The 20341-nt window shown below is 49.1% G+C and carries 21 protein-coding genes; 7 read left to right on the top strand and 14 right to left on the bottom strand.

Annotated features, from left to right (window positions below):
* Positions 1 to 9 precede the first annotated feature (9 nt).
* Positions 10 to 732, bottom strand: a complete 723-nt coding sequence (locus FB479_RS00475; RefSeq protein WP_142061475.1) for a YitT family protein — start codon at positions 730 to 732, stop codon at positions 10 to 12.
* A gap of 283 nt (positions 733 to 1015) precedes the next feature.
* Here FB479_RS00475 and FB479_RS00470 point away from each other — a divergent pair, with 283 nt between their 5' ends.
* Positions 1016 to 2380, top strand: a complete 1365-nt coding sequence (locus tag FB479_RS00470; protein ID WP_142061472.1) for a hemolysin family protein — start codon at positions 1016 to 1018, stop codon at positions 2378 to 2380.
* A gap of 71 nt (positions 2381 to 2451) precedes the next feature.
* The gene (locus tag FB479_RS00465) at positions 2452 to 4863 is read left to right on the top strand and encodes a UvrD-helicase domain-containing protein (RefSeq protein ID WP_142062879.1); all 2412 of its coding nucleotides are present in this window, start codon (positions 2452 to 2454) and stop codon (positions 4861 to 4863) included.
* A gap of 149 nt (positions 4864 to 5012) precedes the next feature.
* Here the strand turns inward: FB479_RS00465 and fabI are convergent, their stop codons facing one another.
* The 3 genes from fabI to FB479_RS00455 all read right to left on the bottom strand — a co-directional run bounded on the left by fabI (position 5013) and on the right by FB479_RS00455 (position 6815).
* Entirely contained in the window at positions 5013 to 5786 is a 774-nt protein-coding gene (gene fabI / locus FB479_RS00460; RefSeq protein WP_016742464.1) for an enoyl-ACP reductase FabI, read from the bottom strand.
* A gap of 96 nt (positions 5787 to 5882) precedes the next feature.
* A complete protein-coding gene (locus FB479_RS30260; RefSeq protein ID WP_185746333.1) occupies positions 5883 to 6050 on the bottom strand; it encodes a hypothetical protein in 168 nt (55 codons plus the stop codon).
* 39 nt (positions 6051 to 6089) lie between these two features.
* Positions 6090 to 6815: a ZIP family metal transporter gene (locus FB479_RS00455; protein WP_142061469.1), complete on the bottom strand. Its 726-nt coding sequence runs from the start codon at positions 6813 to 6815 to the stop codon at positions 6090 to 6092.
* Positions 6816 to 7048: 233 nt separating this feature from the next.
* On the opposite strand from FB479_RS00455, the gene FB479_RS00450 reads away from it, so the two are divergent.
* Both FB479_RS00450 and FB479_RS00445 read left to right on the top strand, forming a co-directional pair.
* On the top strand, positions 7049 to 7666 hold the full coding sequence (locus tag FB479_RS00450; protein WP_106653712.1) for a MerR family transcriptional regulator: 618 nt from the start codon (positions 7049 to 7051) through the stop codon (positions 7664 to 7666).
* Positions 7667 to 7818: 152 nt separating this feature from the next.
* Positions 7819 to 8907: an HD-GYP domain-containing protein gene (locus tag FB479_RS00445; RefSeq protein WP_142061466.1), complete on the top strand. Its 1089-nt coding sequence runs from the start codon at positions 7819 to 7821 to the stop codon at positions 8905 to 8907.
* 41 nt (positions 8908 to 8948) lie between these two features.
* Here FB479_RS00445 and FB479_RS00440 read toward each other — a convergent pair whose 3' ends face one another.
* Positions 8949 to 9620, bottom strand: coding sequence for a TerC family protein (locus FB479_RS00440; RefSeq protein ID WP_142061463.1), 672 nt, complete (start codon positions 9618 to 9620; stop codon positions 8949 to 8951).
* 95 nt (positions 9621 to 9715) lie between these two features.
* Between FB479_RS00440 and FB479_RS00435 the strand changes: the two genes are divergently transcribed.
* Both FB479_RS00435 and FB479_RS00430 read left to right on the top strand, forming a co-directional pair.
* Positions 9716 to 10237, top strand: coding sequence for a hypothetical protein (locus tag FB479_RS00435; RefSeq protein ID WP_015892281.1), 522 nt, complete (start codon positions 9716 to 9718; stop codon positions 10235 to 10237).
* Positions 10238 to 10401: 164 nt separating this feature from the next.
* The gene (locus FB479_RS00430) at positions 10402 to 10881 is read left to right on the top strand and encodes a chemotaxis protein CheW (RefSeq protein ID WP_106653715.1); all 480 of its coding nucleotides are present in this window, start codon (positions 10402 to 10404) and stop codon (positions 10879 to 10881) included.
* Between the two features lie 36 nt (positions 10882 to 10917).
* Here FB479_RS00430 and FB479_RS00425 read toward each other — a convergent pair whose 3' ends face one another.
* The 7 genes from FB479_RS00425 to FB479_RS00395 form a co-directional block, all read right to left on the bottom strand.
* Positions 10918 to 11586, bottom strand: a complete 669-nt coding sequence (locus FB479_RS00425) for a hypothetical protein (RefSeq protein ID WP_142061460.1) — start codon at positions 11584 to 11586, stop codon at positions 10918 to 10920.
* Positions 11587 to 11635: 49 nt separating this feature from the next.
* Positions 11636 to 12232 (bottom strand): RNA 2',3'-cyclic phosphodiesterase, encoded by a 597-nt coding sequence (gene thpR / locus FB479_RS00420; RefSeq protein WP_142061457.1) that lies wholly within the window; start codon positions 12230 to 12232, stop codon positions 11636 to 11638.
* Positions 12233 to 12296: 64 nt separating this feature from the next.
* The gene (locus tag FB479_RS00415; RefSeq protein ID WP_106653718.1) at positions 12297 to 12779 is read right to left on the bottom strand and encodes a hypothetical protein; all 483 of its coding nucleotides are present in this window, start codon (positions 12777 to 12779) and stop codon (positions 12297 to 12299) included.
* Between the two features lie 148 nt (positions 12780 to 12927).
* On the bottom strand, positions 12928 to 13968 hold the full coding sequence (locus FB479_RS00410) for a hypothetical protein (RefSeq protein WP_142061454.1): 1041 nt from the start codon (positions 13966 to 13968) through the stop codon (positions 12928 to 12930).
* A gap of 3 nt (positions 13969 to 13971) precedes the next feature.
* A complete protein-coding gene (gene surE, locus FB479_RS00405; RefSeq protein ID WP_142061451.1) occupies positions 13972 to 14769 on the bottom strand; it encodes a 5'/3'-nucleotidase SurE in 798 nt (265 codons plus the stop codon).
* 131 nt (positions 14770 to 14900) lie between these two features.
* Complete coding sequence (locus tag FB479_RS00400; RefSeq protein ID WP_048033900.1) at positions 14901 to 15332, bottom strand: tellurite resistance TerB family protein; 432 nt, start codon at positions 15330 to 15332, stop codon at positions 14901 to 14903.
* A 100-nt stretch (positions 15333 to 15432) separates the two neighbouring features.
* On the bottom strand, positions 15433 to 17235 hold the full coding sequence (locus FB479_RS00395; RefSeq protein ID WP_142061448.1) for an SgrR family transcriptional regulator: 1803 nt from the start codon (positions 17233 to 17235) through the stop codon (positions 15433 to 15435).
* Between the two features lie 134 nt (positions 17236 to 17369).
* Between FB479_RS00395 and FB479_RS00390 the strand changes: the two genes are divergently transcribed.
* Entirely contained in the window at positions 17370 to 18593 is a 1224-nt protein-coding gene (locus FB479_RS00390) for an MDR family MFS transporter (protein WP_142061445.1), read from the top strand.
* Between the two features lie 10 nt (positions 18594 to 18603).
* Here the strand turns inward: FB479_RS00390 and FB479_RS00385 are convergent, their stop codons facing one another.
* Entirely contained in the window at positions 18604 to 19401 is a 798-nt protein-coding gene (locus FB479_RS00385; protein WP_142061442.1) for an ABC transporter ATP-binding protein, read from the bottom strand.
* Complete coding sequence (locus tag FB479_RS00380; protein WP_106653724.1) at positions 19394 to 20329, bottom strand: ABC transporter permease; 936 nt, start codon at positions 20327 to 20329, stop codon at positions 19394 to 19396. Before FB479_RS00380 ends, FB479_RS00385 begins: the two co-directional genes overlap by 8 nt.
* Positions 20330 to 20341: the final 12 nt, after the last annotated feature.

The following is a 20341-nucleotide window of genomic DNA, read 5'->3' as shown; positions in this document are numbered from 1 at the left end:
AACAGTCCCTCATTTCTTCCTTTTCCTATTTATTTTCTCCAAAATATCGCCTTCCCCTTCCCTGTTCCTATATCTGGTGTTCGTGATTGCATAGTGCCGCGACGAGCGATCGTCCATTTTACTCGAAATAAGCGGACCAATGATCGTATACGGTGGCAAAGGTCGTCCGAGTCCACTGAACATATGCGTAGTCGCAGCAACTGCGACGATTGTCAGCAAAGAGAAAATCATTCTCTCCATCCCGATCGTCCGAATCGAGCAAAGTACGATCAGCCCATCGATTAGAAAAATCAGCAAGGCAACGCGCAGCTTGTATCGTCTGGCAAGAAATTGCGCAAGCAGGTCTGTCCCGCCCGTATTCGTCTCGTAGGCAAGCATCAAGCCGACACCCATTCCGATTAATGCGCCGCCAGTAACTGCGGAAAAAGAAGTTGACCATAGATTCCAGCCACGCATATCCGAGAGAATATCTATAAAGAAAGCAGAAATCAGCATGCCGTGAAAGCTGTGAAAAAACAATCTGCGATCATAAAAAAAGACGATGACATACACAGGGATACTAACCAAAATCATCACGAGACCCGGCGGCATTTGCATGTAATACGTCGCCAACAAACCGATCCCGATCATGCCCCCTTCCATTAGGCGATGCGGAACCAAAAACAGATTGACTCCAATGCCTAGGAGCACGCTTCCTGTAAGAATCGCTACACTTTTTTGCAGCCAGTACATGTCGCTCTCCTCCTTGGACCGTGCTCGTTTATTTTTATGATCGGAAAGAAGCTGGTATGTCCAAGCATTGCCTAAATGCGCTCGTTCAAATCGGAACGTTTTGACTGTTCGGTTGACCTATTGGTATACTTACGAGTAACAGGAAAACCTGTAGCATGGCTCATGAAAGGCATATCCATTACAGGTTTTAGATCGAATATTTATCCGTTTTTGGTCGTACATGTAAAATACCATAATCGTATCGGAGGTGAATTCTCCTCCTTTCGCAATGCGGGAGGCGGAGGTGTGCTTGGAGAGTCCGATAGGGGAGATTACGCTGAATCTGCTGCTTGTGGTGTTTTTGGTTCTTCTGAACGGCTTTTTCGTCGCAGCAGAATTCTCGTTGGTAAAAGTTCGCCAAACTCGTCTGACCCAGCTCGTCAGTGAAGGCAATAACAAAAGTGCCCGCTACGCGCAAAAAGTCACACGTGAGCTCGACGCCTATCTTTCCGCCTGCCAGCTTGGAATTACACTGGCTTCGCTGGGGTTAGGCTGGGTCGGTGAACCTGCCGTCGCCCATTACGTGGCGCCCGTCATGGCATTTTTTCATTTCCCGTCTTATTTGGTCGGTCCGACCTCACTTGCGATCGCTTTTGCTATCATCACATTTTTACATATCGTTTTCGGAGAGCTTGCGCCTAAATCTTTGGCGATCCAAAAAGCAGAGGCCACTTCCTTATGGACTGCCGCTCCACTCATGTTTTTTTACAAGCTGAGCTATCCGCTCATCTGGTTTTTAAACGGAGCAGCCAATTTGCTGATCAGACGCCTTGGAATCGAGCCTGCCACCGAAAACGAGTCCGCTCATACGGAAGAAGAAATCCGCCTTCTCATGAACCAGAGCCATAAAAGTGGTCACATTGACCAGACCGAGATGGCTCTCGTCGACAATGTCTTCGTGTTTTCCGAACGTCTTGCCCGGGAAATCATGATCCCACGGATTGATATGATTTGCCTCTACGATGACAACACGTTTGACGAAAACCTCGAAATCATGAGAGAATCTCGCCATTCACGCTTTCCCGTAGCCCATGAGGATAAGGACAGGCTGATTGGCTTTGTACACACTTCAGATTTTTACCTCTCTGCGTTGACGGCAGGGAAAGCTGAGTTATCTGATTTTCTCCGCCCATTATTGACGGTGCCGGAGTCCATGGAAATTAGCCACGTCTTGCGCTTAATGCAAAAACGCCGTTCCCAGCTCGCCATCGTAATTGACGAATACGGAGGTACAGCAGGGTTGTTAACGATGGAGGACATTTTGGAGGAAATCGTCGGTGATATTCAGGATGAGTTCGATGAAAATGAGCGCCCTGAAATTGAAGAAAGCTCCAGCAATACGCTCTCGGTTTCCGGCAAAACTCTCTTGACAGAACTGAATGATTACATATCGATTGAAGTCGTTTCCGACGAAGTCGACACCATTGCCGGATGGCTCTACAGCCAGTTAAATGATGAGGTCGCAAAGGGCAAAACCGTCACGTTCCAAGGCTATCTTTTTGCGATCAGTGAACTGCAAAACCATCGCATAACACGGGTAAGCATCTCGTATTTGGGAGCAGAAGATTCGACCGCTCTTCCTGAGGACATCGTGTCGCTGCACTCCTAATTGAAACCAACAACCATAATGGCAAGTGTCCCCTGCCGACAGGGGGCACTTCTTATTTCCGAGGTGTCATGATGAACTACGCTTTACTAGACAACAAACCCATCCTGTTGCTTCCAGAGAACTATAACCGCATACCGTTTTGGCGCATGGCTGCCCGGCAGGACAAGGTACGCTGTCCAGCCTGTGCATCGGCGCTTCGTCTTCATGCTGGCATCAGCTTTGAGCCGCATTTCTTCCATCCTGAAGGAGCTGAATGCCCGCTTCTGACGGAAAATGGTCCTGCTCCTCTCGATTCGCTGCAAGCGATAAATGAGACGGCTGCTACTGCCTTTCAAGCTGTCTTGGCTGCTACGGCCGAAAAGGATCACAGCGAGGATCACACGAAAGAACCACTCGCTTTCTCAACCAAAGAGCACAGCGAGACATCCATAGACGAAGAAAATACAACGACCATCGGCTCCTTTCGCCTTCCGAAAAAGAGAACGATTGGCACGAGCACGACGCCTCACCCGCCAGCTCCGAAGCCACCTGTTTTCCGCAAACGCTTGATGCCGAAGAAGACCATCTCTCACATGGCTGAGCAAATGCGAGATCAACCGCTTCACCCGGGACAACAGCAAGCGGTGCACGCAACCGAGGGGCCTTTTCTCATCCTCGCCGGGGCCGGAAGTGGCAAGACGCGCGTCATGACGGCACGCACGACTCACTTGATCTCAGAGTTGGGTGTAAAACCGAATCAAATCATGGTCGTGACCTTTACGACCAAAGCCGCCGATGAAATCCGTCAGCGCATTGCCCGGCAACTACCTGCTGGACAAGCACGTGAGCTGATTGCCGGCACGTTCCACAGCATCTTTTACCGAATGCTCTTGCATCACCAGCCAGAACGCTGGGATCAACAGCGCCTCTTGAAAAAGGATTGGCAAAAATGGCGGTTGATGCGCGAGACCGGCGCGTTGCTTGGTCATGACGAGCTTGCCGCGTTAAAGGAAACAGAAATCACCGAAGCACTCGGCATCATCAGCCGTTGGAAAAACGAATACATCCTCCCCCAGGAGGTCGCGTATCGGGAAGCAACGAACGATGCAGAAAAACGGGCGATCCAGCTTTACCCTCTATACGAGGCTACAAAGAAAAAGCATCATTGGTTTGACTTTGACGACATGCTCATTGGCTGCTACGAAATGCTGCGCGATGATCCAGGACTCCTGCGCCGTTATCAGGAACGCATTACCTATGTGATGGTCGATGAGTTTCAGGATATCAATCGCATTCAGTATGAGACGGTCAAGCTATTAGCCGCTCCACAAAACAATTTGTGTGTCATCGGGGATGACGACCAGTCCATTTACGGCTTTCGCGGCAGTGATCCGCAGTACATCTTGGGCTTCACCAAAGACTTTCCGCAGGCGTCGACATTTACACTCGAGGTTAACTACCGTTCCCATTCCTCGATTGTCAGTCTTGGCTACTCGCTGATCGGTCACAACCGGGAGCGTTGGGCAAAGGAATGTCAGTCCTTTCATCACGAGGAAGGCGACGCGTATTTATTCGAGCCGGAAGACGAAGAAGAACAAGCTTCCCGGATCGTCGATGAAATTATCCATCGTCGCGAGCAAGGGGCCATTTTGGGTGAATGCGCCATCTTGTACCGCACCAATGAATCTGCACGCCCCATTTTGGAGCGCCTGAGCGAAGCAGGGATTCCTTTTCATTACACGCAAGAGGAGGATTCCTTTTACCAACGCCAGACGGTTCGCTGGACGCTGAATTATTTGCGGCTCGCGTTAAACCCGGATGACACCGATGCGCTCAAAGAAATATTGTCGACCCTCTATATCTCAGCCGAAATGTGGAATGCCTTGCGCAGTCAAGCAATTATTGAAGACAAGCCGATTTTGCACGTTCTTCCGCATCTGACACAGCTCAAACCCTATCAGCGCAAGCACATGCAGCAAATCAATGAGATTCTCACCGCGTGCAAGGATGTTCCACCTGCCCAGGCGCTCGAGCTCATCTATGAGGATGGGAAACTGCGCGACTATCTAAAAAAACGCGCGAAAGACCGGGAAGATGGCCGGGAACGTTGGAGCGACGAGCTGCAGCAAATACTGGCAGCTTCCAAGCGCCATGCGACGATCAGCGATTTTTTGGCTTATATCGATCAAATGACGCGACAAGAAAAAGAGTGGCGCACGATGCGACCACTCCCGGACGAAGCTGTTCATGTTTTAAGCATCCATCGGGCAAAAGGTCTCGAGTACGACCACGTCTTCTTGCCTGATCTGGTAGAAGGTGCCCTTCCTCATGAGTACACATTGGACGAGCTGCGAAAAGGCGGCTCCGGTGCGCTTGAAGAAGAACGTCGTCTCTTATACGTCGCGATTACCCGGGCCCGTCACAGCTTGTGTATTGGTATCCCCCGGGAGCGATTCGGACGAAAGACCCGCACCTCCCGCTTCATCGCCGAGATGGGCAGGTAAGTACTGAAAACCACCGCCCATATAAATCAAAAACTCTTCCATGTTCGTAATCAATGGAAACATAAAAAACGGGCCCCCTTTCACGCATTTTGGGTATAGTATGCGAGAAACCGGGGCCTGTTATTCTTTTTCGGAAAATTTGCTTCTCGTTACCCGCCCATAATGCTGTAGCCAGCATCGACGTGCAAAATTTCACCCGTGATTCCTCGGGAGAGATTGCTGAACAAGAAGAGAGCGGTGTCGCCTACTTCCGATTGGTCAATCGTGCGGCGCAATGGCGCTTTTTCCTCAATTTCCTTCAACACGGAGTTGAAATTGCGGATTCCTTTTGCAGCAAGTGTACGGATTGGACCAGCGGAGATCGCATTGATACGAATGTTCTCTTTGCCCAGGTCGTTTGCCAAATAACGAACAGATGCATCAAGCGCAGCTTTGGCTACACCCATGACGTTGTAGTTTTGAATCACGCGCTCACCGCCAAGGTAAGTCAAAGTCACGATGCTTCCGCCCTCCGTCATCAACGGACGAGCAGCACGAGCAACTGCAACCAGGGAGAATGCGCTAATGTCTTGTGCCAGCGCGTATCCTTCGCGGGATGTGTTGACATACTCGCCTTCGAGCTCTTCCGTTTTCGCAAACGCGATGCAATGCGCTAGGCCATGAATAACGCCCACTTTTTCTTTGATCACAGCAAATGCCGCTTCGACATCCTCATCCTTCGTCACATCGCAATTTACCAACAGCGACTCTACTCCCAATTTTTCCGTGAGTGCCGCCACGTTTTCACGCAGACGCTCCCCTTGGTACGTAAAAATCAGATTCGCTCCAGCATTATGTAAGGATTGTGCAATTCCCCAGGCAATGCTGCGGTGGTTTGCTACGCCCATGATGACGATGTTCTTTCCTTGCAACAATGTGTTCATTATGTATCTGCCCCTTTCCCAACTTATTCCCCTGCATTATAACCGATCTTGTCCATGGATACGAGGGGATAAACGAGAGGGGCAGTGTAAAAACATTTAATCGGTACTTCCGGCCTGATCGGTTAGCGCAGATAGAGCTTCAGAGGAAGCCCACGATTCCTGCAATGGATTCAACGATGTCCCCATGACCGGGAATTCAGTCAGTGACTGCAAGAGATCGTCCGTTTGCATTTGCTCTTGATGGTTCATACTGTCAGTCCACACTCCCTTCCTCCAGACTAGACTGGCTAGGAATGGGACCTTTTATGCATGCAAGTGGTTCGCGTGTAAAAAGGCAGACAAAATCAGGTACGCGGCCATCGCGCCAACAAAATAAACCCCATACTGCGCCTTTTTAGTTTGTCCGATATAAGGGACGAGATGGCTGGCGGATACATACAAAAAAATACCCGTCGTCATGGCCAGCATAATGCCAGACCAATTCGGTGGAAACATTCGCTCAGCAAATCCAAAGCCAAGAGCTCCCGCAATCGTCGCGATCCCAAGCGATGTCGCCCCCCAAAATGCTTTCTTTCTCGAGTTGGTCGCTGCCAGCAAAAGAGAGGCAATGGTTACACCATCCGGAATTTTGTGCAGCAGCATAGCCACCAACACGGATACCCCAACTTCTGAATCCATCCGCAAGCTTGCGACTAATGAGACACCTTCGACAAATGCATGCAATAAAAAACCCGTCATGACCCCAATGATTCCCGTGGAGCCAAACTCTCCGCTCGACTTGCTGATTAATTCCAAAGCAAAAAGCGTCACAAAGCCAACGAGCACAAATGGCATCAACCACAAGCTCTTGTCAGAAAAGACATGTGGCATCAAATCTAGCAGCGTAATCGCCAGTAGTAGCCCAGCCCCTGCACTGATCATCGCAAACAATGCCTCGGATGACCATGCACGCAGACATAACAGCAGTCCCCCGATACTGCTCGCCAAGGCAGCAGTCAATAGGACAATCCAGAAAACAGATTGCATCATCCGGTCCTCTCCTCACCCAACGAGCAATAACATGCTTACTCCTTCCATATGTACGCGCCTGTCCCGGTCATTATGAGCAGACAACCAAATTTGACAAAATACGACGATCTGTCCGAATCGGACGAAAGATCACTAGTTTTTAGAACCTTTGTCGATTCTCTCTTACCCGGAAAATTTTGGTGCTATAATGAGTCCACCGGGAATACCGAGAGGAAAAAAAGGAGTGATTCGGGATGGATGTACAAGTTTGGATGGCTTCAAAAGAGGTAGCTGATCGCCTTGATGTGCATGTTCGTACACTGCGTAACTGGCTGGACTTGTTCGTACCTGCACAGGAACGTCTAAAAAATCCGCAGGGTCACTATTTGATCAGCGAAGCAGGCTTTGAACTGCTCAAGGAAGTGAAGGAAAGAAAAGACAGCGGCAACAGCTCGTTAAAAGATATTCAGCGCCAACTGATAGAAGAAGGACGCCTGTCCGAGGAAATGCTCCTGGAGGAAGAACTCGCAGGTGCGGAAGAAACCGCCGTTACGCTCAGCGCCACAAACAAGCTGGGAACGGGCATGCGAGAAGTGGAAATGACCGTCCACGAGACACTCGTCCAATTTCAGCAGGAGCTCACACAACTCTCTTCTATGAATCATATGCAATCAACCATTCTGCAAAAGATTGCGGACATTGAAGAAATGCAAGAGTCCCTCCGCTTGGAAATGCGCCGTGTTACTTTTGAATTAGATCTTATGCAGCAACGCTTGACTCGTCGCAAAGAGCGCTATGCCCGCTACGAGCCTCGCTGGTCACTCAACCCTTTCCGCTGGTTTACACGTTCAGATCGCGCAGCCGAGCAGTAAATGCATGTTAGCAAGGAAAAAAATTACAAATAAAAGAAATCCTTCAACAGCGGTAGTCTCCCCCTGTTCTACTGTGATAAAATGGAACTACACAAACTGACAGGAAATCAGGACTATTTACATTCTATCAAAAAAGGACTGGGGCTTTCGTTGTGAGAAAATTGCATATTACTTCGGTAAAGCCGGGCGATGTCATCGCAAAGAGCGTATTTCAGGAAAATGGAAACGTTCTGTTGGGAATCGGGGTACAACTAACCCCCCGTTACATCGAACGGCTTGTTCAATTGGGAATTGATACCCTTTACATTCAAGACAAGCACACTGAAGATATCATGCCGGAAGATGTAATCCGCGATGAGACGCGTAAAGAAGCCGTGGATGCTGTGTACAAAACGATGACCACCCTCATGGATCAGCCGCAGATCAAGCGCCGTACGTCCGCCCCTGATTTCGGGAGCAGTTTTCAAAAGGTTTTTCGGGAAATCTTTCAAGACTTGAGCAGTCGCAAAGACATCTTGGTCAACCTATCCAGTCTTCACGTGTTGGATGGTTACCTTTTTCACCACGCTGTCAATGTCGCCGTTCTGTCTGGTGTGGTAGGGATGGCCAAAGGCTACAACCAGCAACAGATGATGGAATTGGGCATAGGTGCACTTTTGTTCGACATCGGCATGACACAGGTTCCTAAGGAGATCTGGACCATGCGTACCGAGTTAAGCCCAGAAGAACGCCTACGTGTCCAATACCATACCGAAGAAGGCTTCAATATATTGCGGAATCAACATAATATCTCGGTCGTCTCCGCACACTGTGCGCTGCAGCACCACGAGAGATACAACGGAACAGGATATCCCCGTCAGCTCTGCGAGAAAAACATTCACGAGTATGCACGCATCGTCGCAATCGCCGATGTTTACGATGCCTTAGTTTCCCCGCGTCCATTTCGGAAAAGCTACTCGCCGAGTGATGCTACCGAGTACTTGTTTGCTACGGGAAACACCTATTTCGACCTCGACCTGCTCAAGCTATTCTTTCAGCACGTCGCTATTTATCCAATTGCTTCAACTGTATTGCTGAGTACAGGGCATACTGGGGTCGTTTCCAAAGTGAATCCATTGGCTGTGAATCGACCTACAATCCGTATTCTTACCAATGAAGACGGCTCTGAAGTAGCCTCCACCTATGAAATCGATCTCTACGATAAAGAATGGATGAGCGTGACGATCGTCAAAACCTTATAGGCCCGCGACAAAGCTGAGATTCATTACTCATCTCAGTTTTTTCATGCGTGGGTACGTGTTGTTTTCGTACGTTGCAAATATCCCGCAACTAACACGAGAGCGACCAACCCCATTTTGATTGCATATTCGAGCCAAATCCTCCCGGCGATCCACTCACGCATCGTATCTTCCATGAGAATCATATTCGCCGCTGTCACAGCCAGAACCCCTGAACCAACATAAACAAGCCATACCAAGCGCTCCATTGCTTTTAGAATGAGCTGGCTGCCAAAAATCATGAGAGGCACACTGATCAAAAGGCCCAACACGATGAGGACGATATCTCCTTTTGCTGCCCCTGCAATAGCGAGTACATTATCCAATCCCATCATCACATCTGCCACGACAATTGTCTTGACCGCTTGAACCAAGTCTTCACTCGAGCTGATGGCTTCCTTTTGCTCGTCCTCGCGCAACAGGTTGTAGCTGATCCATAGCAGAATAATTCCGCCAACCATGTACAAATACGGGATTTTCAGCAAATAAACAGCAAGAATCGTAGCGATCACGCGTACGATGATAGCAAGAAACGTCCCCCACAAAATGGCTCGTTTTCGTTGTTCGATAGGAAGCTTCCGACAAGCGATGGCAATGACCACGGCATTATCTCCACTTAAAACGAGGTTGATGGTAATGATGAGTAGCAGCGACGAAAAAAAGGCAGATTCAAACAAAGGTTATACCCTCCCTGAACTTTTTGAGCCCTACTCGCCACCCTTGTACGGTGCCCCCGATTTTTTGTATGATGGTAACGAGGAGGGTTGTCGAAATGTCGAAACAATTCGTTATAGAAGCGATCATGTTGGCTATCTACGGGGAGTTGATGGTCCCATCGCAACCAGTAGAATATCTGATACCCGCGTCGACAATCTATGAATTGGACGAATTTATCCAGAGTCCTGAACCTATCATGCCCTACTCTGCTGATGATCAGTATGTCCGGCGGATTATGAAAGAAATGAGCCAATTTTTTGCCGATCCATTCAACCGCAAGCGAATGGAAAAAGGACTGATAGCCCCATGGTCCAAGGTTCCCTTTTCTTTTCCGAACGGCGTGACCCTGACAGTCGTAAAAGTGGAGGACAACGCCATGTGGGGGGAGATATTTGATCCCGTAGAGACACAGCTATTGTTGACGGCCATGAAATTTGAGGCCCCACTTCTCACAGACCAGCCTGATTATCAGGATCGGATATTGGAATATATCGTGCCTGTTCAATTTTACGATGTGGATGATTTTGATTTCGCGCTCGAGCAAGGAATCTCATTGAACGACCTTCGTGAACCATAATCAAGAAAACAGACCGACGAGCCTGACGCTTGTCGGTCTGTTCTTTTTCGTCCAACATCGAGCGCTTGTGTTTTTGCCTGTGACAAAAAAACGTCCTGAGTAGGTTTGTCCATGGTACAATATGGGTAAAGACATGGAAAGCGGTTCGGGGAGGAATAGTACACATGGAATTGACGAAAAGAAGCAACGGTTCGGATTGGGAGGCAGAAGCAGCTGTTGACCAACAGATTTTGTTTAAAATGGGGAACGAATATTACGGACTCTCGATTTCGCTCGTACGTGAGATCATCAAGCCGCTGCCCATTACACGTTTTCCAAAATCTCCACCTTATGTCGAAGGAGTCATTGATCTGCGTGGGCGGATCTTACCGATAATCAACTTGCGGAAAATGTTTGATTTGGAACCTTTGGAAGAAACGGAAGACACTCGCTTTGTCGATTTGCAAATGGATGGGCTGAACATCGGGATTATCGTGGATGCGGTCTCTGAGGTCATGGATATTCCACAGAGCTTGATCGAGCCTGCGCCACCCATTATCGCTGGTGTAGAGGGCAAGTATTTGCACGGCATTGCCCGTTTGAACGACAAGCTGATCATGCTGCTCGATGTGGATGAAATTTTTGGCCAGTGGAAAAAGAAGTAAGTGGCAGTGTAAAGCCCAGTGCGATGATGCACTGGGCTACTCTCTTCCTCCGCTTGCTAAATACGCAAAGTTTACCCACACCATCTCTTCGATTCCCAAAATTTCTTTGAACAGATCAACCGAGTCGTACAACAGTGAAGCGCCTGTGTCGTCATCGACGTTCGTCAACAATTGCAAATCAAAAAGGGAACGTAACTGCTGAATTTGCTTCGGACCCACGATCCGACTAAACGACTGCGGCTTGATACGTGTGATCCCTTTACCTACCTCGCGCCGATACAACTCCGAACGCACTACCCTCTCCAGTATGTCTTCATACTTTTCCCGAACGTCCTCGCTGTCTACGATTCCTTCCTGCAGGTCAATCTCTGGATAAAGCCTGCCAAACTCGGCTTCCGCCATTTCTACATCGAGCGAGTAGCTGATTGTCGCTGACGCAACCTCGAAGCCTGCATCGAACAAGCGAAAGCCCCAGCCGTTGTCCTCAGCGTCATGAAACCAGAGGAGGGGTACGAATTGCTTGGACAGTCTCAGCAAAAAATCAAGCGTCGTGGAGGTTTCCAGCCACTCATCCTGTAGGAAAAATGCATTCCAGTCGCTGTTAACGTTTCTGTGAAAATGTGGCTGCTCTGTCTTGGATAAGGCAATCAGTACTTTCGGTTCGTATTTGCGTGGATAAAGAATGCCGGTCGTGAACTCACCCATCCGTTTTCCACCGCTTTCTGGAAGGCTTCCCTGATCCTTTCTTCTTAGTCTATTCAGGCAACGCTTGTTTTTTGCTGTGATCTTTATCAAACGTGCTCGTGTGGATAATCGTATGTACCGCGCCCTCCGGCAACAGCTCGGAACGGTACAAATGAAAATGCCGAGCCTTCCATTGTGGCGGCTCCTGCGCTAAATAACGTTCATTCCAATCCAGGAGGGCAAGCTCATCCCCACTGCGATGCGGCCCGCGCGCCAGCGTAATATGCGGCCGATACCGTTTCCGATCGTAGGACAAGCCTTCGCGTAATTCGAACCGTCTGCCCAACAATAAATGCAGCTGCTCAAGAGGAGAAAGCTGGCCGCGCAGTCCCAGCCAGAGCACACGTGGATGCAGGGCATTCGGAAAAACCCCAAAGTTGCCAACACGTAGGGTAAATGGCTGGATGATCGCGCTAACAATATCCATGTCCTCGCAAATGGCGGGAACGAGAGATTCTTGGACCTCTCCAAGAAAATGCAGAGTCAAATGCAAATTAGCGAGAGACTGCCACCTGTCCGCAGTCACATCTTGCTTCAACCGTTTTTGAACATCGGCAATATAAGCAGCAGCCTCAACTGGAATATCCAGTGCTATGAATAAGCGCATTTCTGTCCTCCTTCGAAAAAAATAGCCCTCCTGTGACGGAGAGCCATTCATCTTTCATGCCGCGTTAGGCAGCCATCATCTTTCCGGTTACGATTCCCAAAACACTCCTGACATATTCCGCAAGGCGATTCGAGCCAGGCCGATAAGTAAAGCGCAGGGTCAGCTCACTATGACCGACATGACCAGCGGGAGGGATATTCCAGAAGTACTCTGCTTCCCCGTATAAAAACTCTTCAATGCGCTGCTTCTTTCCTTCCATATCGATACTCGGATCATGCGTCAAGGAAAACTTCATCATGACAGAAAATGAATCTGTCCAAACGTGATCGCGCTTATGTAATTTCCCATGGATAACGACTAAACCGGCTTCTCCCCACAGATTGTACTCGAGCAAAGCCTGAAACTGCGGATGCACCTGCAGCTCCAAGGCAGGAAGCCCCCCTTCGATCGTAAGTGCATGACGTTGTGCCAGTTGCTCAATCTCCTCTTGAAAACGGTGGGCGCATTCAGAAACAGCCTGGAACAAATTGGGTTCAACAGCGTACATCGTCGTCACCTCTCCCAATGGATTGTCTATCTTACCTAATTCGGATTCCCGCTTGTCGTATCCTTTGTTGAAAAATGACTTATTTACCCTTATTTCATCGAAGACTAAAAAATTCCGGGGAGAGTCTTTTTTCACAACCTCTCAACAATTACAGGTAAGGAATAGGCATTCCTGGAAACGCTTTCGCAAACGCCTGCGCAAGATGCTTCTGTACATCTTCATCCAGCTCCAAATGATAGAGGCGACCGCACTCATAACGCAATAGTGGATAGGCGCCTACCTGCAAGGGAGAAGCGTCCTGCGTCTGCACGTACTCCGGCAAGGTCATCAAAAAGCGGGAGAACGGATTCGCTTCATCCTCTGACATATGAACGACCTCGAACAAATGCGAGAGACTTGGCGTCAGTATGATCATCGCGTAATCGCCCGCTTCCGCAGCCCATACGGTAAAGGACGTATCCCGGACCTCGCTGCGAGCGTGCCTGCGCATGACCCATACTGCTTGCTGTACAGTACTCATCAATAAATGCTGCGCTCCTTCTTCACCATGGACATCTCTCATGTGCTTGTAACGCAATACGAAGGCCATTCCCGATTCTGTAAAAACAGAGGCAGGCAAGCTCATCGCGGATATGCTCTCGGTCTCTTCCTCACGCACCTGCACCTCTTCTGGAAGAGTATCGGGTGTTCCCTCATAAAGCGCCTGAATCATTTCATGCGTACGAGCCACTTCCGCTGGGGAAAAAGAAATCGACTCGGAATAGATGTGGGTAAGCTCTCGATCTGCGTAAGCCAAGTAGTGCAAAGAAACATACGGCTGCTCGATCAATCTCAAGGCCATGCTTCGCTCATCAGCACGCGCTATATCGAACGTCAAGGGAAATCCAAGTGGATTCAGCGGGTCCGACAGTGTCCAAATGACCGCGAGCAGTTTATTTTGATACGTCTTGAATTCGAGCGAAACAGCGTCTTTCGTCTGCTCGCTGAAAGCATCCACCGATTCGAACACCAAATACAGCTCCACTTCGCCAGTGCCACTAAGACGGACAAAGTAAGGAAGCCCCTCTTCTTCTGCCAGCTTGTACAAATCGTAATAAACTACGGGATCGAGTACCTCTCCCTGCGTTGACTCTTCTGGAGAACGCAGGGTGTCATCGGGGGTTAGCGGAGGGTAAAATTCGGCATTCATGCGTTACTCCTCCTGTTTTCCCCAAGCTTTTAGCAATGCCCAATTGTCCATTTGTTTTAAGAGAGTCCGATCTGTTGCGTCAATGTGGACAGGGGTAATCGGAATATAGCCATGCTTGAGCAAATCATAATCCAGCGGCTCCGCCAGTGGCATGACTTGCGGGTACTCGCGTGCCAAGTAATAGCCTTCCGCTTCTTCGCTGTATTTGTCTTCATAGTGGTTCATGGACAAAATGGCCGGAACCATTCCTTTCACCTCAGCTAGCGGTACATGCGGGATATTAATATTCCAGAATACCTCTGACGCCAGTTCTCCTTTGACCGCACGATCACTGAATTCTCTTACGATCGGACGAATCATCTCCACTACCTCGCCGTAGTTGTCTTGATCGAACCAGTTATCATAGGAAAGGGCAACACCGGGAACACCCAAGATTACCGCCTCTCTGGCACCGCTGCACGTACCGGAGTAATAAATATCACGTCCCAGATTCGTCCCGACGTTAATCCCCGAGAATACGATATCCGGCTTTTTCCCCTGTTCAAACAAGAGATGGTAAGCAGCTTTTACACAGTCCGCAGGGTTGCCATTAACCGCCCACGCTTTCACCGGCATTCCGTAAAAATCACGCTGTTCAGGCGCAAGTGCACTGCGATAAGTGATTCCGTGTCCGACTCCGCTTTTCTCTTCAGCCGGTGCCACTATATAAACTTCTGCTCCTTCCAAAGTGAGCAAAGCTTCTACCAACCGCTTGATACCAAGAGCATCGATGCCATCATCATTCGTAACCAAGATCCGCAAAATAGGGTCTCCTCCTTCATCAATAGCGTTGCCACTCTCTGAGACGTTATTTTTCTTATTGTACTGTAGAAAACGAGGCTGCGCCAACTTCTACCTAAAACGAAAGGACCCCAATCAAATTGGGGCCCCAGCTATTCTCCTACAATATCTTTCCAGCGTTCGCGCCAAACAATCCCTTCGCGAATCCACTCTTCTACTTGACGCTGCTTTTCCTCTGAGATTCCAATCAGGCAAGCGATGCGGGCAATCTCTTTTGTCTCCGACGGTGATAACTTCCGATCGATCAATGCCATGTGGTAGAGCTTACGCATCATTACGAGCTTTTCAGCCTGCGTCATGGCTACCAGGTCTTCCACAATGACCTCCGGACGCTTCGGATAGTCCATATCATCCATTAAAATTTGTCGTTCTTTCAATGTAAAATGCTCCGAATTCACGATTTCATGAATACGATCCATTTCTTTATTTCCTATATAACCGTCGGCGTGTCCGACGCAGATCATCAAGCGAATGGACGCAAACAAAATGTGTTTGTCCTTTTCGATTTTGGTATACACCGGCATAGTTCCTCCTCAAAGAACTTTATGAGCATAATAAATATCTACATATGATAATACGATGAAAAACGAAAGCGGTTTCACATGATTATGTGACAAATTTATGCTATTCCCGAACAAAAATTCCCCTGAAATCAATCCAGCCATAGGCATCCAGACTTACACCAGATAACCGCGGATGTGCAAGCATTTCTACCCGATTCGAATACAGCGGGACAAACGTACTGCAAGCCGCTAGTGTATGCATGATGTTGTCCACGCAAGCTTGTCGGTCTTGTGCTGTTTGGACGCACGACATGTGGTTCATCCAATACGCGATCTCTTCCTTTCCATGCGGATCTAAATGATGAGAAATACTCAACGCACCAGCGTGTAGAAATTCTCGTAAAGACAGCTCCGCCCTTTCATCTACATTCGCACTATCCACAACCAGATCTGCCTCTTGTAATAAGGAAGGCATGGCAAGCTCCTCCGGGGATGCATACCTGATCTCTATGGCAATTCCGTATTCCTTGCACGTTTTCTGAATCCACTGGGCATCTTCTATATGATCGGGATCTGGATACGTATAGAGCGACAGTGCCTCTCCCTGATACCCGCTCTCTTTGAAAATACGAACCAACTCCTGTGCATCCGGCACCTCTCTTTTTTCTTGGAACGAATTAGTTTTCCCCCAGATGACTGCACGCTCCCTCGTTCCCTGTAGCTCTTGTCTCAAAGCTTGTCCACTTATGATAGCCACCATGAGACACCGAAACTCGCGATGTGACAGCGGGCCATTTTTTGCTCCATTCAAGCTGACGTACTGAAAACAATCTTCCAATCTGCCAACGTCACTCCATGCTGGAACGCTCGTATCCCGATGATCATCCAAAGCCGTTATGGATAACAAGCTTTCATCTGCCTGTGCTTCTGCTGCCATTCCAGGTACGCACCAGATTTCGATTCGGTCCAAGAACGGCCGTCCCCCAAAATAAGGCGTGAACGCTTCCAGCACGAGCATGGAATCGTCGTTGCGGACTACTCGAAACGGCCCCGTTCCTACTGGCATTTGCGCAAATTGCTCCCCTATCTCCAGAACGTAATCACAGGGGACGATCGCCATATATTCCTTGCTCAATGCCTGTAAAAACAATTCATCCGGCCTATGCAAAGAAATCGTCAATACGTAGTCATCTTTGACGGTAATCGATTCGATTGAAGCGGCTAGCCAGCGATGTTTATAGGAATGCTCCATCAAACGAAGCAAGGAAAAGCGAACATCATCGGCAACAAGTGGACGGCCATGATGGAATAAGATACCTTTCCGCAAGTAAAAAGTCCACTGCTTTCCTTCTTCATTAGCCTCCCAATAAAAAGCGATAGCGGGTTCAATCCGTCTCGCTACTGGATCAAACTGGACCAGAGAATCAAATAGCTGCTTGACCATATGTGACTCGGAGCGCAGGAGAATATGAATCGGATCAAGCCCTGCGAATGGTCGACTGTAAAACAAACGCAAGGTATCGACTCTCCCCTTCCTTCCCTTTTCCCGCTGCACACGATGTCCAAACTGACTATTCATCCATCGTGAAAATTTTTCATTTAAAACATGCAAATTTACCCCATATTCGTCGATCATATCCCGCGCAGCACGAATCTCCCCTTTTTGCACGAGTTCCTTTGCTACGCTCAGGATCAGGTCTTCGGGCGCAAGCAAGCATGTCAATACTGATCGATTTCCTCGCCCTCTCCCCGGCTGCCAGACTACCCATCCCTGGCTTTGCATTTTTTTTAAGGTCAAGGTCGCATTCCGCAATGTACAAAACAAAATCGAAGCAACCTCAGCTAACGATATATCAAGCGGATGCCCAATCGCTTCATTAGGTCGGCCCGCACATAAACGCATGTATTGTTCAACGAGTTGCATCTTGCCACCACCCATTCGCTCATAAAACATGAAAAAGCTATTCGCCTAATCGTACGCTTTTTCTCCGGTCTTTGCCACCTTACAATTCTAAAGACACCAACTAACCGGAAAAAGCCGAAAGAAAGGATTTTCTTATGTCACACATTCCTCATGCACTCAGTCGATTCTTTGCTGCCTATCCAACACTCCTCTGGGTCCGTTTGTTCGGCGAAACTCTCACCTCTTTATCCAGCGCCATGATCGCCCCGTTTCTCGTATTGTACTTAAGTGAGAACATCGGAGGCTCAGTCACCATGACTATGCTCGTCATTGGCTTGCAGCCCTTCTCAGAGATTTTGTTGACGTTATTTGCTGGTGGCATCACAGACCGGTATCGCCGAAAAACGATCATGCTACTCGCCCTGTTCCTGCAAGGCTTCGCCATGTTGGGAATGGCTTGGGCAGACTCCATGCTGGGCTTTGCGATCCTGTACATCATCAACGGTGCCGGCCGCTCCCTGTTTATCCCTGTCAGCCGCGCGCATCTCGCTGATACGATTTCCTCTGCACAAATGGCCGGTGCCTTTGCCCTTCTCAATACTTCTAGCAGTATCGGAGCCGCATTGGGACCTTTAGTCGGAGTCATCATATACAAGTACGATCCTGCTATGGCTTTTCTGTTTACGGCAATCTCGCTTTTGATCTATGCTCTTGCCGTCTGGTGGAAAATCCCGCAAACTCCGCTGCCAGAAGCTCCCGTCGAAGAAGCAGCAGCCGTACGTTCACGCGCCTCTTGGCATGCTTATCGACCAGCCCTTGCCATTATGATGCTGTCTTTGCCGATCAGTCTGTTTTACGCGCAAACCGAGACGAATCTCCAGCTTCATCTGAAATACACGCTGCCAGACTATTTGCAAACACTCGCCTTGCTCATTGCGGTAAAAGGGGGCCTGCTGCTCCTGTTCGAGTATTTGCTCGTCAAATGGACCCAGCACTTGTCGGCTCGCCTGTTGATTAGCGGCTCGTACATTTGCTTTCTCATCGTATCGTTGGGTTATGCCTTCATCGACAACGTACCTGTCCTTCTCGCTTTGCAAGTGTTGCTCGTCATCGGAGAAAGTATTGGTCTGACTCAGTTGATGGCCTTCGTCACCCGCATATCACCTGTCACAATGCGCGGGCGGTACTTCGCGATAACAGGAACACACTGGGATATTTCCCGCTCGTGCGGACCGTACTTGGGCAGCCTTGTCTTGCTACACTATGGCGGAACGACGCTTTTCACGATCGTCGCAGGCATCCTCTTGATCGGTGCCGGATTCATGTATGTGTATCTTTCCAACAACGAAAAAGCCTCCCCGCTTGAACAGGAAGGCTGATTCGATCCGATTAGGTTAACAAGAAGCGATCTTCACTGAAGCTTTCTCCACCGCGGGCTGTTTCGAATGCTCGAAGCAGATCCTGCGGTTTCATTGTCCGTTTTTTCTCATTCGGAATGTCGAGGATGATTCCCCCATCGTGGAGCATCAACAGACGATTGCCCATGTTCAGCGCTTGTTCCATGTTATGCGTGACCATGATCGTCGTCAGTTTATAGCGCTCCACGATTTTTTCCGTTAAATCTACAATCAGCTGCGCCCGTTTCGGGTCAAGCGCTGCTGTATGCTCATCGAGGAGCAATATCTTTGGCTCTGTGAAGGTAGCCATCAACAGGCTAAGCGCTTGACGCTGCCCGCCTGAAAGGAAGCCTACCTTGGTCTTCAACCGATTCTCCAGCCCTTGATCCAGCTGCTTGAGCTGCTCGCGGAACAACTCTCGCTTGTGATTATTTACCCCAAAGCCAAGTGTACGGCGTTTCCCTCGCCCTAAAGCGATTGCCAGATTTTCTTCAATTGTCATGTTCGGCGCTGTACCTGCCATTGGGTCCTGAAACACACGGCCGATCAGACCTGCGCGTTGGTGCTCCGCCAAGCGCGTCACATCTTTGCCGTCAATCGTAATGCTTCCGTTATCTGGCGTCAGACCGCCGGAGATCATGTTCATCATCGTCGATTTACCGGCACCATTACTGCCGATAACGGTGATGAACTCTCCTTTCTTAACGTGCAGATTGACGTTTCGAAGCGCGATCTTTTCATTCACAGTTCCTGCGTTGAATACTTTGTTGACGTTTGTAATTTTAAGCATCGCTGCTTCCTCCCCTTGCCGTGCGTACCGCTTGCTTTTTCCAGATGCCTTTTGCCACAGTTGGGACAGTCAGGGCAACGATAACGATCAGCGCAGTGATCAGCTTCATGTCAGAAGGATTCAATCCTTGGTCCAACGCTATGGCGATGACCAAGCGGTACACAATCGAGCCGAGAATGACAGCAAGCGTCACTCGGAAAATCGAAGAGCTGCCAAACAGAACTTCCCCGACAATAACGGAAGCGAGACCGATGACGATCATCCCGATCCCCATTCCAACATCCGCAAAGCCTTGGTATTGGGCTACCCACGCACCAGCTAAAGCTACCAAGCCATTGGAGAGAGCCAAACCGATGATCGTTGTCGAATCCGTGTTTACCCCAAAGCTGCGGATCATCTTCGAGTTGTCACCTGTCGCGCGCAAATCCAGACCCATATCCGTATGCAGGAACCAGTCAATGATGAGCTTCAACACCAGAACACCTACGATAAAGACGATTGCGACACCAGACAGCAAGGTAACTCCACCTACAGCCAGGTTTGGAATGCCCATATCCTTCACATAAGTGAACAGGGTATCTTCCCGCAAAAGAGGCAGATTCGCTTTCCCCATGACACGCAAATTGATTGAGTACAAGGCGATCATCGTCAAGATCCCCGCCAAAAGTGCGTTAATCTTTCCTTTGGTATGCAAGACGCCCGTAAAAGCTCCTGCCAAACCACCTACGATAAAAGCCAACAGGGTGGCCAAAAACGGATTGGTTCCATCGATAATGAATTTGGCTGCGATTGCGCCTCCCAAGGCAAAACTACCATCGACGGTCAAGTCAGGAACGTTTAGGACTCGGAAGGTCAGATATACACCGAGAGCCAAAATACCAAATAGTAAGCCTTGCTCAATGGCTCCCATTATTGCCAGTTGATTCATAGAAGAAATCCT

Origin of the sequence: Brevibacillus sp. AG162 (genome assembly GCF_006715575.1) — a bacterium.
Lineage (GTDB): Bacteria > Bacillota > Bacilli > Brevibacillales > Brevibacillaceae > Brevibacillus > Brevibacillus brevis.
The sequence above is the reverse complement of the archived record's forward strand: the minus strand, read 5'-3'. Positions and strand labels throughout refer to the sequence as shown.

Excerpts from the sequence above, each read along its gene's own strand:
- fabI (WP_016742464.1), bottom strand. The coding sequence starts at position 5,786 with ATGAACACATTGTTGCAAGGAAAGAACATCGTCATCATGGGCGTAGCA.
- FB479_RS00380 (WP_106653724.1), bottom strand. The coding sequence starts at position 20,329 with ATGAATCAACTGGCAATAATGGGAGCCATTGAGCAAGGCTTACTATTT.
- FB479_RS00390 (WP_142061445.1), top strand. The coding sequence starts at position 17,370 with ATGTCACACATTCCTCATGCACTCAGTCGATTCTTTGCTGCCTATCCA.
- FB479_RS00425 (WP_142061460.1), bottom strand. The coding sequence starts at position 11,586 with ATGGGTGAGTTCACGACCGGCATTCTTTATCCACGCAAATACGAACCG.
- FB479_RS00450 (WP_106653712.1), top strand. The coding sequence starts at position 7,049 with ATGGATGTACAAGTTTGGATGGCTTCAAAAGAGGTAGCTGATCGCCTT.
- FB479_RS00430 (WP_106653715.1), top strand. The coding sequence starts at position 10,402 with ATGGAATTGACGAAAAGAAGCAACGGTTCGGATTGGGAGGCAGAAGCA.
- FB479_RS00415 (WP_106653718.1), bottom strand. The coding sequence starts at position 12,779 with ATGTACGCTGTTGAACCCAATTTGTTCCAGGCTGTTTCTGAATGCGCC.
- FB479_RS00455 (WP_142061469.1), bottom strand. The coding sequence starts at position 6,815 with ATGATGCAATCTGTTTTCTGGATTGTCCTATTGACTGCTGCCTTGGCG.
- FB479_RS00465 (WP_142062879.1), top strand. The coding sequence starts at position 2,452 with ATGAACTACGCTTTACTAGACAACAAACCCATCCTGTTGCTTCCAGAG.
- FB479_RS00410 (WP_142061454.1), bottom strand. The coding sequence starts at position 13,968 with ATGAATGCCGAATTTTACCCTCCGCTAACCCCCGATGACACCCTGCGT.
- FB479_RS00435 (WP_015892281.1), top strand. The coding sequence starts at position 9,716 with ATGTCGAAACAATTCGTTATAGAAGCGATCATGTTGGCTATCTACGGG.
- FB479_RS00395 (WP_142061448.1), bottom strand. The coding sequence starts at position 17,235 with ATGCAACTCGTTGAACAATACATGCGTTTATGTGCGGGCCGACCTAAT.
- thpR (WP_142061457.1), bottom strand. The coding sequence starts at position 12,232 with ATGCGCTTATTCATAGCACTGGATATTCCAGTTGAGGCTGCTGCTTAT.
- FB479_RS00385 (WP_142061442.1), bottom strand. The coding sequence starts at position 19,401 with ATGCTTAAAATTACAAACGTCAACAAAGTATTCAACGCAGGAACTGTG.
- FB479_RS00475 (WP_142061475.1), bottom strand. The coding sequence starts at position 732 with ATGTACTGGCTGCAAAAAAGTGTAGCGATTCTTACAGGAAGCGTGCTC.
- FB479_RS00400 (WP_048033900.1), bottom strand. The coding sequence starts at position 15,332 with ATGCCGGTGTATACCAAAATCGAAAAGGACAAACACATTTTGTTTGCG.